Genomic DNA, 14,037 nt, shown 5'->3' with positions numbered 1-14,037 from the left:
TCGGCCCGCGCACCGCGGCCCTGCTGCCGGTGCACCTGGCCGGGCACCCCGCCGCGATGGACCGGCTGCTCCCGCTCGCCGCGCGGCACGTCTACCGCCAGTACACGGTCCGGGTGCCGGGCGACCGGGAGGCCGTGCGGCGCGAGCTGCTCGCGCGCGGCGTGGCGAGCGCCGTCCACTGCCCCACGCCCGTCCACCGGCTGGAGTCGTACGAGGAGGCCGCCGCGGCGCAGCACTGCCACGCGGCGCTGCCGGAGACGGACCGGGCGGCGGCCGAACTGCTGTCCCTGCCCGTCCATCCGGGCCTCACCCCGGGCGAGCTGGCCCGCGTCGCGGAGGCGGCGAACGCGGTGGGCGCGGTGGGCGCGGGCGGCCGATGACGGGGTGCGGCGCGCCGGGCCGCAGCGCCGCGCGCCCGCTCGTACCCGCGGCCGTGCTCGTACCCGCGGCCGTGCCCGTGCCCGTACCCGTACTGGCGAGCGGCGGTTTCCGGGGCCGCCGGCCCGCCGTCACGGGGCGGCGGGCCCCGGCCCCGGATGGCCTGCGCGCGAGTCCGAGCGCGGGCGCTGCGCTCAGGCGAGGTCGGCGGCGGTGGCGCGCCCCGACGGGAGGATCGGCGCCGCCTCGTCCTCCGCCGCGGGGACCGGCGGGCAGACCGAGAACGCGGCGGCCATCTCCAGGGCGCGGGCGGGGGAGGGCGCGGGGCGGCGCGCCTCCAGCGGGACGACGGCGGGCAGCCCGGCGTCCTGGCTCAGGAACAGCCGGCGCACCACCCGTTCGGCCGCGCGCCCGTCGTCGTGCGGGCAGTACCGGGCCCGGAAGGCGGCCCGGAGTTCGGCGGACCTGGGCCCGTGCCAGGCGGGGGTGGAGAAGATGTCGATCAGCTCAGCCTCGGAGCGGGAGACCAGGCCGGGGGGAGTGGCCGTGACGTCGAAGTAGACGCCGCGCGCGGCCCGGTAGACCTCCCAGTCGTCGGCGTGGACGACGATGGGGCGGTCGAGGTTGGCGTAGTCGAACATGATCGACGAGTAGTCCGTGAGCAGCGCGTCCGAGGCGAGGCACAGCTCCTCCACGGAGGGATGCTGCGAGACGTCGATGACCGTGCCGCCCGCCTCGAACCGGCCCTCGTCCTCGGGCGAGCCCCCGGCGCGCGGGTCGTCGCGGTCTGCCGAGTCCGCCGGGTCCGGCGTGTCCGCCGGATCGTAGAAGTAGTGCAGCCGGTTGAGCAGCACCACGTCAGGCCCCAGCGCGCGGGCCAGTCGGCGCACGTCGAGCCGGGGGACGTAGCCGCGCCGGTAGTCGCGGTGCGTCGGCGCGTACAGCACGGCGGTGGCCCCGGCCGGGATGCCCAGCTCGGCGCGGATGCGCAGCACGTCCTCCGCGCCGGCCCGCTGGAAGACGTCGTTGCGCGGGTAGCCGTACTCGAGGGTGGTGTAGCCCGAGGGGTAGGCGCGCTCCCAGACCAGCGTCGAGTGCCGGTTCGCGGACAGGCTGTGGTCCCAGCGGTCGGCGCGCTCCAGCAGCCGGTCGAAGTCCATGCCGGCCGCGCCCGCCGGGTAGTCCTGGAGGTCCAGGCCGAGGCGCTTGAGCGGGGTGCCGTGGTGGGTCTGCAGATGGAGCTGGCCGGCGCGCTTGCGGTACCGGTGCGGGAAGTTGACGTTGTTGACCAGGTACGCGGCGCGGGCCAGCGCGCTCCAGAACTCGGCCGAGTCCGGATCGATGCGGCGCACGCCCAGTGGCAGCGTGTGCGCGTGCTCGGCGGTGGTGATCCAGGCGGTGCGGATGTGCGGCGCGAGCTCGCGCACCTTCGCCTCGATCGCCGCCGGATTGCAGCCGTACCCCCGGTCCCAGTAGGCCGAGAACACCGCGAGGCAGGGGTCGACGCGCCGCCGCAGCTGGAGCCGGTAGTACGCCTGCATCAGACCGGCGCGCAGCTTGAGCCGCAGCCCGCCGGCCTGCGTGCGGGTCCGCTCCAGGAGTTGGCTGACGCCCCACAGGAACTGGAAGGTGCGCCGGGTGCCGAGGCGTACGAGGAGATAGCGCATCCCGGAGCGGCCGAACGCGGCGGCTGTGCGCGAGCGCAGGGTCGGCCCCGCTACGTGGTGGCGGCGGTGCTGGGCGCGGCTGCGGCGGAAGAATTCCGGCCGGGAGCCGTGCGGCAGCCGCCCGGGGGTGTTGAAGATGGTGGTGAAGTGGTCGAGCATCCGGCGGAACAGGACCGGGTGCCAGTGCGCGTGTTCGGGGTGGCTGTCGAGGAAGCCGAAGACCCGGTCGTACTGGTCGAAGACATCGAAGTGCATCCGGCTGGTGGTGCCCAGGATGTTGCCCTGCCGCCGCTGCCGGTAGTGCACGCAGACCCGGTCCAGGACCGCGATCGTGTCGGCGGAGAACAGCGCGGGGAAGGTCCAGGGGGTGTCCTCGTAGAAGCCGGGCGGGAAGGTGAAGCCGTGCCGCTCGATGAAGTCGCGGCGGTACGCCTTGTTCCAGACCACCATGAGCACCCGCAGCAGGCCGGGCCGCTCGGTGAGCTTGAAGACCTGCGGGTCCTGCTGGACGAGGTGCTCGGCGCGCGCGTTGCGCTCCGCCTCGCCCGACCAGTACGTACGGGCGTAGTCGTAGACCAGCAGTTCCGGCTCGGCCGTCTCCGCGATCCGGTCGGCGATCGCCCGCAGCGAGCCGGGGACGAGGGTGTCGTCGCTGTCGAGGAAGATCAGGTAGTCGCCGGTGGCGCGCTCGATCCCGGCGTTGCGGGCGCGGCCGAGGCCGACGTTCTCGCCCAGGTGCACGGCGGTGACCCGCGGGTCCCGGGCGGCTGCCTCGTCGATGATCGCGCCGCAGGCGTCGGGGGAGCAGTCGTCGACCGCGATGAGTTCGAAGTCGGCGAAGGACTGGACGAGTACGGATTCCAGGCACTCCTGCAGATACGCCTGGACCTTGAACACGGGGACGATGACGCTGAACCGGGGCAAGTCGTATCCCATCTGACGATAGCGGGATGATTAGGTTCTTTTCCGTCAATCGTCACGTGAGAATGCCGGTCCCGTCGCGCCAGGGCACGGTTGATCCGCCAAGAGCGCCCGATCGGCCCAGAGCAATGCCCGCCGACCGGGTGTCAGGTGCACCCGATCGGCGGGGTATTCGTCACGGGCGCTCCGGCGCGGGTGGGCCGGTCGGCGTCAGTGGGTCAGCCGGGGCCAGCGCTCCGGTCAGGGCCAGAATTCCGGTCAGAGTTCCGGTCAGCGCGAGTGCTCCGGATCGCTGAGCGCGCCCGGCGACGATTCGGCGGGCACCGGGTCGACGGAGGCCGGGTCGACGGAGGCCGGGTCGAGGGCGGCCGGGTCGAGGGCGGCCGGGTCGAGGGCGGCCGGGTCGAGACCTGCCGGGTCGACGGGGCCCAGGTCGACGGGGACCAGGTCGAGGGCGGCGTAGTCGAACATGACGGACGAGTAGTCGGTCAGCAGCACGTCCGAGGCCAGACAGAGCTGCTCGGTGGACGGATGCCGCGACACGTCGACGACCAGCCCCTGCTCCTGGAGCCGGGCCAGCTCGGGGTTGCCGCCGTACGAGTAGTGCGCCCGCACCAGCAGCACGGTCCGCGGGCCGAGCGCCGCGCTGAGCCGGCCGAGGTCGAGCCGGGGCACGAAGCCCCGCTGGTAGTCGCGCGAGGTGGGGGCGTAGAGGACCGCCGTGCTGTGCTCGGGGATGCCCAGGTCGGCGCGGATGCGCCGGACGTCCTCGCCGGTGGCGGAGAAGAAGACGTCGTTGCGCGGGTAGCCGGACTCCAGCAGCTCGTACGAGGAGGACGGGTAGACCCGCTCCCACACCTCGCTGGAGTGCTGGTTCGAGGACAGGCACAGGTCCCAGCGGTCGACGCGCTCCAGCAGCTTGCGGAAGCTCATCGAGCCGGCCGCGGCCGGGAAGCGCTGCTGGTCGAGTCCCATCCGCTTGAGCGGCGTGCCGTGGTGGGTCTCCAGGTGCACCGTCCCCGGCCGCTTGACCCACTCGTTGGGGAAATTGACGTTGTTGACGAAGTACTTCGCCCGCGCCATCGTCCGCAGGTACTTCCGGGTGCCGGGGACGACGTAGTCGACGCCCTCGGGGACGTCCTCGACGTTGGACTTCCGGACGATCCACACCCCGTGGATGTGCGGCGCGAGCTCCCTCGCCTTGTAGTAGATCGCCGCGGGGTTGCAGAAGACCCCGCGGTACCAGTACGCGGCGTAGACGGCCAGGTTCTCGTCGAGCGGCCGTCGCAGGTGGAACCGGTGCAGCGCGGTCTTCGCCCGGCGGGCCAGCCGCTTGCGGACGGTCGGCTTGATCCGCCGGAGCCTGCGCCGCACGGCGGCGGCCAGCTCACGCCGCCGGTAGCGCGCGAAGCCGCCGAGCGCCAGGGCGCGGAAGCGCGCGGTGTTGTCCTCGGGCGGCTCGAAGCCCGCCGGGAGGTAGGTCCGGTACCAGCGGGCGGCCAGCGCGAAGTAGCGGGCGCGGTCCTTCGCGGTGACCCGGTCGCGGCGGTCGAGGCAGAACAGGAAGTGCGAGACCGCCCGCTCGAACAGCGCCGGGCGCAGCGCGTCCAGCCGCGGGTTCGCGTCCAGGAACGCGAACAGCCGGGTGTACTGGTCGAAGATGACGAAGTGCTTCTCGCCGGGGCTGCGGGTGCTCGCGCCGCTGCGCCGCTGCCGGTACTCCAGCCCGACCAGGTCCACGCAGGAGATCCGCTCGGCGGTCAGCATCGTCTTGTACGAGAGCAGCGCGTCCTCGTAGATGCCCTCGCTGAACGCGAAGCCGTGCCGCTGGTAGAAGTCCCGGTTGTAGACGCGGTTCGAGGACATCGCGAACAGCTTGAGGAACTCGGGCCGGTCCATGATGCTGAAGACGTCGGTGCCCGCGGACGCCAGCAGCTCTTGGAAGACGCTGCCCTGCACGCCGTTCCACCAGTACGTGCGCACATGGTCGAAGTACAGGATGTCCGGGTCCCGGTCGCTCGCGAGCCGCTCGGCGAGCCCTTGCAGCGCGCCGGCGGCCAGCGTGTCGTCGCCGTCGAGGAAGAACAGGTAGTCCCCGCTCGCCCGCTCCACCCCGGTGTTCCGCGCGACGCCGGGGCCGGAGTTGACCGTGTGGTGCACGGCGACGACCCGGCTGTCCCGGGCCGCGTACTCGTCGATGATCTTCCCGCAGGCATCCGGTGAGCAGTCGTTCACCGCCACCACCTCGACGTCGGCGAAGGACTGGCCGAGCACGGAGTCCAGGCACTCGCGGAGGTAGCCCTGTACCCGGTGGACGGGGACGATGACGCTGAATCGGGGCAAGGCGCAATCCCAACGAAAGGTGGCGGGACGATACAAACTGTCCGAGCCACCCATCGTCACGCGAACGGGCCGCGGGCCGTCGTATGAACACGACGGCCCGCCCAAATGCGCCCGATCGGCCCAGCGCGCCGCTCCTGTGGCGCGCCGGTCGATCGGCGCGCCGGGAGGCGCCGGGTCACTTGACGGCGCCCGCCATCACACCCGATACGAACTGGCGCTGGAAGGCGAAGAAGACCGCGAGCGGGATCACCATCGAGATGAACGCGCCCGGCGCGAGGATGTCGATGCTGCTGCCGAACTGCCGGACCTGCTGTTGCAGGGCGACGGTGATCGGCGGGCTGCCGCCGTCGGCGAAGATCAGCGCCACCAGCATGTCGTTCCAGACCCACAGGAACTGGAAGATGCCGAGCGAGGCGATGGCCGGGCCGCCCAGCGGCATCACGACCCGGGTGAACAGCCGGATCTCGCCCGCTCCGTCCAGCCGGGCCGCCTCCAGCAGCTCACGCGGGATCTCGGCGAAGAAGTTCCGCAGCAGGAAGATGGCGAACGGCAGCCCGAAGGCGGTGTGGAAGACGACCACGCCGATCGTCGTCTCGAAGATCCCGATGGTGTTGAACAGCTTGGAGACCGGGATCAGCGCCACCTGCACCGGCACCACCAGCAGCCCGACGACGGCCATGAAGCACCAGTCCCGGCCCGGGAAGTCCAGCCACGCGAAGGCGTAGCCCGCGAGCGAGCCGATCACGACGACCAGCACCGTGGACGGCACCGTGATCATGACTGTGGTCAGCAGGGACTGGGTGATGTGGCTGTCGCCGAGCAGCTCGGCGTAGTTGTCGGTGGTCAGCTGGGCCGGCGCGGTGAAGATCTTCCACCAGCCGGTCGATGCGATGTCGGTCGGGTCGCGCAGCGAGGACAGCAGCAGCCCGATCGTCGGCATCAGCCAGAACAGCGCGACCAGCAGCAGCACGACGCGCATCACCGTGCCGCCCGCACCCGCCGCGAGCCGCGCGCCGAGCGACCGCGGGGCCTTCACCGGGCCGCCGGCGCCGGTGGGAATCGTCGTCGTCATCGGCGTCGCTCCTGTCGCATGCGACGGATATTGAAGAACAGCACCGGCAGCACCATCAGCAGCAGCAGTACCGCGATGGCACTGCCGAGGCCCTGGTCCGGATCGCCGCCGAAGGACGTCAGATACAGCTGGAGCGCCAGCACGTTGGCGTCGGACTGGGAAGCCCCCGGCGCGATGATGTACACGAGGTCGAAGATCTTCAGCACATTGATCATCAGCGTCACGAGCACCACCGCCAGCACCGGCGCCAGCAGCGGCACCGTGACTTTGCGGAAGACCTGCCACTCGCTCGCGCCGTCCACCCGCGCGGCCTCCAGCAGCTCACGCGGTACGCCCGCCAGGCCCGCCGCGATCAGCACCATCGCGAAGCCGGCCCACATCCAGACGTAACTGCCGATGATCGACGGCGTCACCAGGGACGGGCCGAGCCAGTCCACCCCCTTGTACTGGGCGGCGAAGTTGGCGGCGGGCAGCCGCAGCTTCGCGCCCTCGGCGGCGGCCGGCAGCGTGTACGTGCCGTCCTTGCCGGTGGTCGCCCTGGCCACCACCTTGCCGTCCTTGACCGCCTCCACCCTGACGTCCTTGAGCGCCTTCTCGCCCGGGTCGATCACATTCGGCTTGCCGCCGCCGCCCTTGGTGAAGTCCAGCCAGACAGTGCCGGTGACCTTGCCGGCGACGGCCTCGGCCCGCACCGCGTCGGAGGCGTCGGGCAGCTTGGCCGCCAGGACGCCGACCAGCGGCAGATCAGCCGGACTGCCGGACGCGACAGCGGACTTCGTGGTGAACGAACCGCCGGCGGACTTCGCGATGTCGGCCATCGGGCCGGGCCGCGCGCCCGGATAGGCGGACGCCTTGGCGAAGGTGTCGTGCACCCCCACCCAGACCGCGTTGGCCACCCCGCGGTCCGGCTCCTGCTCGTACACCAGCCGGAAGATGATGCCGGCCGCGAGCATCGAAATGGCCATCGGCATGAAGATGACCAGCTTGAACGCGGTGCCCCAGCGAATCCGTTCGGTCAGCACCGCGAAGATCAGCCCGAGCGTGGTGGCCACGCACGGCGCGACGATCACCCAGATCAGGGTGTTCTTGACGGCGGTCAGGTTGTTGTCGTCGGTGAACACCTCGCCGTAGTTGTCCAGACCGACGAACCCCGAACCGGCCTTGTCGAAAAGGCTGCGGAAGACGGAGAACCCGATCGGGTAGACCACGAGCGCGCCGAGCAGCAGCAGCGCGGGCAGCAGAAAGCACAGTGCCATCCACGGCCGGGTGCCCAGCACGCTCTTACCGGACTTGACGGGGGGCAGCGGGCCGGGAGCGTCCGCGCCCCCCGCGGTCACTGTCGTCATCGTGGCGTCTGCCCGTCAGTTGTCGTACGCCTTGGCGGCGTCCGCCTCCAGCTCTCGCTGGGCGCCCGCCACATCCTTCGGGTTCTTCAGGAAGTCCTGGAGCCCCTTCCACTCGCCCTCGCCCTTCGTCCCGCCGAACGCGGCCGGAGCCTGGTCCGACATGTCGAAGCGGAAGTCGTCGCCCGCCGCGATCAGCGCCTTGGCGATACCGCGCTGGACGGCGTTGGGGTAGGCCGCGAGGTCGAGTTCCTTGTTCGGCGAGATATAGCCGCCGGACTCGGCCCAGATCTCGGCCGCGTCGGTGGACGCCAGGAAGGTGAGCAGCGCCTGCGCGCCCTTGTTGTCCTTCAGCGCCACGGCCACATCGCCGCCGCTGACCACCGGGGGCTGCTCGCCCACCGCGGGGAACGGGAACACCTTCGCGTCGGCGCCGATCTTCGCGTCGGTCTCGTCGGCGATGTTGACGGCGACGAAGTCGCCCTCGAAGACCATCCCGGCCTTCGGGGTGTCACCGCCGGTGAAGGTCTGGGTGACGGACTTGGGGAACTCGGTCTGGAGCGCGCCGGCCGAACCGCCCGCCAGCAGCGTCTTGTCGCCGAAGAGCTTGCCGAGCGTGGTCAGCGCCTTCTTCACGGACGGGTCGGTCCACTTGATCTTGTGCTGGGCGAGCTGGTCGTACTTCTCGGGACCGGCCTGCGAGAGATAGACGTTCTCGAACCAGTCGGTCAGCGTCCAGCCGTCCGCGCCGCCGACCGAGACCGGCGGGATGCCGGACGAGGAGACCGTCTGCGCGGTCTTCAGGAACTCGTCCCACGTCTTGGGCTCCTTGGCCCCCGCGTTCTCGAACACCGCGGTGTTGTACCAGACCAGCGACTTGTTGGCGGCCTTGAAGTAGACGCCGTACTGCTTGCCCTTGTGCGCGCCGAGGTCCTGCCAGCCCTGCGAGAAGTTGTTGCCGAGCTGCGCCTTCGCGGCGCTGCCGACCGGCTTGAGCCAGCCCTTGTCCGCGAACTGGTGCAGCGCGCCGACCTGGGGCAGCATCGCGATGTCCGGCGGCGAGCCGCCCTCGATCTTGGTGCCGAGGAAGGTCGAGATGCTGTCGCCGGTCGGCACGAAGCTGACCTTCGCCCCGGTGCGCTTCTCGAACTCGTCGAGCACCTTGGTGAAGTTCTTCTGCTCGGGGCCGGTCCAGACGGCGGCCACCTGGAGCTTCTGGCCGTTCAGCTTGGGCAGTTGGACGCTGGCGGCGCTGTCCTTGCCGCCCTTCGCGTCGTCCTTCTTGCCGTCGCCCCCGTCGCCGCAGCCGGCGGCGGTGAGGGCGAGTGCGCCTGCCGCGACGGCGGCGACTGTGGCTCGCTTCGTCCGTGTGGCTCGTGCGCTTCGTGCGTTTCGTGCGGACTGTGTGGCTCGTGTTGTACGCATGATGCCGTCCCTCCCGTACGCGGTCCCCGCAAACGGCCGCGCCGCACCCTCCGGCGTACGTCCCGTGCGACAGTCCTATGCCCGGAACGTGAGCAGCCGCAATAGCCCTATCCACGTCAACCAAGCCATCGTGACCAGGTCGTGATGGGATGTCAGGAAAGATCACGTACCGCTGGTGGGAGCGGTTGGGTAACGGACGCGGGGGTTCGCGGGCGCCGGTGTCAGAGCAGCGGTGCGGCCGGCGCGGCGGCCGAGGACTGCGCCGCCCGCTCCACCGCGCTGGCCAGCAGCGCGAGGTCGGTCGGTCCGTTGCCCAGCTCGCGCAGCGGGCGGCGGGTCGGCGGATCGCCCATCCGCTCCCAGTCGAGCCCGACGACGGTCGGCCGCAGCGTCGCGGTCCGCGGAATCCTGCCGGTCACCCGGCCGGCCTGGAACGGCGTCACCGAGCCGTCCGGGGAGGTCAGCCGGCCGCGTCCGGGCAGCGCTTCGGCGGTCTCCGACTCCGCCGCTGTGGGCCGCCCGTCGAGGGTGACCCGCAACCCGGCGAGCTGGGCCGCCGCGGTCGCCGCCGTCCGGTCCGGGTGGCCGGTGGCCGCGATCAGGTGCACGCCGAGCCGCGCGCCCTCGCGGGCGACGGCTTCGAGCGCGCGCACCACGGAACCGGCCGAGGGCCGTCCGGTGCTGCCCAGCGCCGGGGCCACCAGCGCGTCGAAGTCGTCGACCAGGACGACGAGTCGGGGCAGCGGGGCGGGGGCGTCCGCCTGATTGCGGGCGCGCAGCTTCAGGGTGCCGCTGGACGCGGATTCGAGGTCGCCGCGCTGTTCGGGTGCTGGGACCGCGCCGGACGCCGAGCCCGCCGAGCCCGCCGACGCCGCTGAGGCCGCGCCGGAGGCCGTACCCGGGGCCGCTCCCTGCGATGCGCTCGCCGCGCCGCCCGAGGACGGGGCGGGGCGCGGGGGCAGTACGGGGTCGGGCGAGCGCCGGGGGGCGATGACCCGGGCCGCCGCCAGCCGGCTCGCGTGCCACTCGGTGAAGTCCATCCCGGCCAACAGCTCGGCGCGGCGCTTGAGTTCGGCGCTGAGCGCCTGCGCGAACTCCCGCATCCTGACCGGGTCGGAGGCCGCCAGATACGTCGAGACATGGGGCAGGTCCGTGCACATCCGCAGCCCCTCGCCGCGCTGGGTTCCCTCGCCGGCCTGCGGCGGCGAGGCCGCGTAGCCGTCGACGAGGACCAGCGCGAGCCGGTCCGGGCGCTCGGCGGCCGCCAGCGAGGCGGCCACCGAGCGCAACAGCTCCGTCTTGCCGACGGCGGGCCCGCCGTCGAGCAGCAGATGCGGCCCGTCGGCGGCCAGGTCCACGCAGAGCGGGCCGTGCGGCCCGGCGCCGAGCACGGCGGCCGCCCGGCCGCCGACCGCGTCCGGAGCGTCGGCCGCGGCGGACCAACGGGCCAGCAGTGAGGCGGGGGTGGCCCGCGCGAGCCCCAGTTCGTCGAGCAGCCGGGAGGTACGGGGCAGCGCGATGGCGGCGCGGTGGTAGTGGTGACCGCCGGCCGCGGTCGAGTCCGCCTCGCGCAACGGGGCCAGCGCCCGCGCGAACCGCTCGGCCCATGCGGCCGAGACGGCGTCGACGGTCGCGACGGTGGTGGTGGCGGTCGTGGCGAGCGCGGGGGGCGCGGCGTCGGTTGGGTCGCCCGCGCCGGGCCCTGGACCGGCCGCTCGGCCCTGCCGCATCAGGTGCAGGCCGGTGGCGACGTCACCGCTCAGCACGGCGACCGCGCCGCACGCGGCGAAGGCGGGCGAGGCGGCGCGCGCCGCCTCGTAGGTGGCGGACAGCGGGGAGAGAGGGGACGCGGCGGGCGTCTCGGCCAGGCAGATGAGGTGGATGCCGACGGACGGGCCGCCCGCCGCGAGCAGGCTGACGGTCTCCCGGAGCGCGGGCGAGCCCGGGTCGCCGTCCACCAGCACGACGGTGCGCGGCCCGGTGTGCCGCTCGGCCGCGGCCTGCACCATCGCGCGGTCGGCGGAGGCCCAGGACGGGCCCAGCGGGCCGTCGTCCAGCCGGCGCATCAGCTCGGCGGTGCGGGCCGTGGCCTGCTCCCGGTCGTAGGCGAGCAGCAGCCGGGTGTCCTGGCCGTGCGCCGGACGCAGCTGCGGCAGCCAGCCGAGCCACGCCCACTCCGCGAGCCGGGACGCGGTGGGCCGGGAGCGGTCCGTGCTGATCAGCGCGATTTCCAGGATGGTCGGAGGGTGCAGCGCGGCGAGCTGGGCGAGCACCGAGCGGGCGAGGCCCGCGAGCCGCGCGCGGGGCCCGGCCAGGCCGAGCGCGCCGGCCCGCCGCAGATCGACGGTGACGGGGGCCAGGACGCGCGAGCCGCCGCTGTTCGGGCCGGCGGTCTGGGCTCCTGAGGAGTGTGGACCCGCGGTGTACGGGTTCGCGGGGCGGTCGGTGGTGCCGAGCCGGAGCGTCATCGCGTCCGGGTGCCGGGCCCCGCGCTCCCACAGCCGGGGGCCGGGGCCGAGCGCGGTCAACAGGACGGCGGCCGGATCGGGCCACCGTTCAGGTGGCGCGCTGCTGTCCGCGCTGATGTGGTGCGCGTGGGCGGCTTCGTCGCCGGCCCAGTCCCCGGCCCAGTCCCCCGGCCGGCCGGCCGCGTCGGGCTCGCCGCTCGCGCCGAGCCGGTGGTCCGGCGCGAAAGCGCCGGGTGCGCCGGGTGCGCCGGTGCCGGGCAGGCCGTGGCTGTCGGGCCATGGCGCGCCGGGAGCGCCGCTCTGGTCGCAGCCCTCTTCGCCGTCCGCGTCCGCTCGCCCGCCGGTCAGCCGCCGGGCCCAGGCTCCTATTCCGCCGCGCCGAGCCGCCCGGCGCGACTGCTCCGCCGCCTCGGTCTCCGGGCCGGTGAGGGGCAGCTGCCCTACGTGGGTCGCGTCCGCGCCGGGTCCGGGGCGCTCGGGTGCGGCAGCGGCGGGGGGGAGACCGGGCGGCGGGGGCGTGCCGTGGAGCGGCGTCGCGCGGCGGCTGCCGTACGCGTCGTCCGGCGCGGCCGGGGCGCTGCCACGGGCCGGGCCCTGAGCCTCCCGGGACTGCCGTCGGCCGCCGTCCCGCTGTCCGCCGGGGACCGGTACGCGGGCGGCGGGGGGCGGCGGGAAGCCGCCGGGGGCGAGACCGTACGCCGGAGCCGCTCCGCTGTCGCCGGGGAGGGGGCCGCCGGGGAGGGGGCCGCCGGGGAGGGGGCCGCCGGGGAGGGGGCCGCCGCGCGCGGGGGCCGACTGGGCGGGATGCGCGGCATCGACGCCGCGCGGCGGGGTGAACGCGCCCTCGGCCACGCCGGGTTGACCGGAGTCCGGGCCGTCCCCGGTACGGACGGCGACCCGGAGGTGGCCGTCCCCGTCGGGGAGCGCGGGAAGGATGTCGGGGGAGGACGGGGCGAAGCCGCCCGGAGCGTCGGGGGAGGGGGCCTGGCTCCCAGCGCCCCGCTCGGCGCCTGGCGCTCCCGCGGCGGCCGGGGACGGCCGCACCCGCAGCGCGGACTCGCCGATGCGCAGCAGCGCGCCCGCCGTCAGCGGCACCGGGATCGGCCCGATCACCCCGCCGTCCACGGAGGTGCCGTTCGTGGAGCCCAGGTCCGCGACGGTCACCCGGCCGTCGGTCTCGACCGTGACCGCGCAGTGCAGCCGGGAGACGTCCGGGTCGTCGAGCGGCACGTCGGCGTCGACGGAGCGGCCGATCCGGACCTGGCCGCCGCGCAGCAGATGGACGCCGCCCGCGTCGGGGCCCGCGACGACCAGCAGCCGCGCCGCGCCGCCGGACAGCTCACGGGCCGGACAGGGACAGCCCCGCGCCGTCCCCCAGCGGGGGTTCGCCGCCCGCGCCGCGCTGCGGGTCGAGGCGCTCCGAGCCCGCGTACAGCACCACGGAACCGCTGGGCGCCGCGGCGGCGGAGGACCCCGCCTCGGCCGCGGCCATTACGGCCGCGAGGCCGCCGGACACGGCGGCGAGCGCGGTCCCGGCCGGGGCTGTGACCAGCACGTCGCAGGCGCGCGGGAGTTGAGCGGTCGCGGTGGCGGTATGGCCGCTGCGCGGCCCGAGGACGGTCAGCCGGATCTGCATAGCCGTCAACGGTCCCTTCTGACCTGGATACCCGGTGGAGGGTGGCCTCGCCCCTCCACCGCGCCCGGGCGCGGTGGCACGTACAGGACACGGCGCGCGGGGCCCCGCCCCTACCGCGTCCGTGCTGCGTGCATCCTCGCACTTGCCAGTGACAACGCGCCCGGCGACCGGCGATAAATGATCTTGAATAGTCGGCTACGGGCGCAAAAATGCCTGCTTGGGAGCTGGTTACGACAAGACGTGTCGTCCTTTCGGCGACCCCCTCGGCTCTGCTGGGCCCGCCCTGAGCCCGCCCTGAGCCCGTCTGGGCCCGCCCCCGAGCCCGTCCTCGGCGCGTTCCCGGGCGCGGTCCGGGTGCGGTCCGAGTGCGTCGCTCGGCAACCATTCGTCCAGAACGCGCGTCTTCCATCGAAGCCCGCCGGATGCGCGCGGCCGGCGGGCCTTGCCTCCGCACTACAGTGGGTCGAACGGGCTTGGGGTTCCCCACGCGCAAGCTTGGCAGTTGACGGGTAAGGGTGTTCATGGCGATCAGGGAGCACATGACGTGCGGCCGGTAGGCAGCAAGTACTTGCTGGAAGAGGCCATCGGACGGGGTGCCACCGGCACCGTCTGGCGGGCCCGGCAGCGTGAGACGGCGGGTGCCGAGGCGGCCGTGGCGGGCCGGCCCGGCGAGCTGGTCGCGATCAAGGTCCTCAAGGAGGAGCTGGCCGAGGACCCGGACATCGTGATGCGCTTCCTGCGGGAGCGCTCCGTCCTGCTGCGGCTCACGCACCCCAACATCGTG

At 73.5% G+C, this 14,037-nt stretch carries 9 protein-coding genes; 2 read left to right on the top strand and 7 right to left on the bottom strand.

The features are described from left to right. The coding region (locus tag QMK28_RS30320; RefSeq protein WP_326442896.1) for a DegT/DnrJ/EryC1/StrS family aminotransferase at nt 1-380 on the top strand (380 nt) is incomplete at its 5' end. A gap of 192 nt (nt 381-572) precedes the next feature. Here the strand turns inward: QMK28_RS30320 and QMK28_RS30315 are convergent. The 7 genes from QMK28_RS30315 to QMK28_RS30285 all read right to left on the bottom strand — a co-directional run bounded on the left by QMK28_RS30315 (nt 573) and on the right by QMK28_RS30285 (nt 13,262). Beyond that, nucleotides 573-2,981, bottom strand: coding sequence for a bifunctional glycosyltransferase/CDP-glycerol:glycerophosphate glycerophosphotransferase (locus QMK28_RS30315; RefSeq protein ID WP_326442895.1), 2,409 nt, complete (start codon nt 2,979-2,981; stop codon nt 573-575). 255 nt (nt 2,982-3,236) lie between these two features. After that, nucleotides 3,237-5,309 carry a bifunctional glycosyltransferase/CDP-glycerol:glycerophosphate glycerophosphotransferase gene (locus tag QMK28_RS30310; RefSeq protein ID WP_326442893.1) on the bottom strand — a complete coding sequence of 691 codons (2,073 nt, stop codon included), beginning with the start codon at nt 5,307-5,309 and terminating at the stop codon, nt 3,237-3,239. A gap of 175 nt (nt 5,310-5,484) precedes the next feature. Next, nucleotides 5,485-6,381 (bottom strand): carbohydrate ABC transporter permease, encoded by an 897-nt coding sequence (locus QMK28_RS30305; RefSeq protein WP_326442892.1) that lies wholly within the window; start codon nt 6,379-6,381, stop codon nt 5,485-5,487. Beyond that, entirely contained in the window at nt 6,378-7,727 is a 1,350-nt protein-coding gene (locus tag QMK28_RS30300; RefSeq protein WP_326442891.1) for a carbohydrate ABC transporter permease, read from the bottom strand. Before QMK28_RS30300 ends, QMK28_RS30305 begins: the two co-directional genes overlap by 4 nt. A gap of 15 nt (nt 7,728-7,742) precedes the next feature. Further along, nucleotides 7,743-9,149, bottom strand: a complete 1,407-nt coding sequence (locus tag QMK28_RS30295) for an ABC transporter substrate-binding protein (RefSeq protein ID WP_326442890.1) — start codon at nt 9,147-9,149, stop codon at nt 7,743-7,745. A gap of 221 nt (nt 9,150-9,370) precedes the next feature. Further along, complete coding sequence (locus tag QMK28_RS30290; protein ID WP_443050876.1) at nt 9,371-12,871, bottom strand: FHA domain-containing protein; 3,501 nt, start codon at nt 12,869-12,871, stop codon at nt 9,371-9,373. An 85-nt stretch (nt 12,872-12,956) separates the two neighbouring features. Next, nucleotides 12,957-13,262: a hypothetical protein gene (locus QMK28_RS30285; protein ID WP_326442889.1), complete on the bottom strand. Its 306-nt coding sequence runs from the start codon at nt 13,260-13,262 to the stop codon at nt 12,957-12,959. A 535-nt stretch (nt 13,263-13,797) separates the two neighbouring features. On the opposite strand from QMK28_RS30285, the gene QMK28_RS34430 reads away from it, so the two are divergent. Then, nucleotides 13,798-14,037 (top strand): protein kinase (locus QMK28_RS34430; protein WP_443050875.1); only part of this gene is annotated, 240 nt, incomplete at its 3' end.

Source organism: Streptomyces sp. H27-D2, from assembly GCF_035828615.1.
GTDB lineage: Bacteria > Actinomycetota > Actinomycetes > Streptomycetales > Streptomycetaceae > Streptomyces.
The sequence above is the reverse complement of the archived record's forward strand: the minus strand, read 5'-3'. Positions and strand labels throughout refer to the sequence as shown.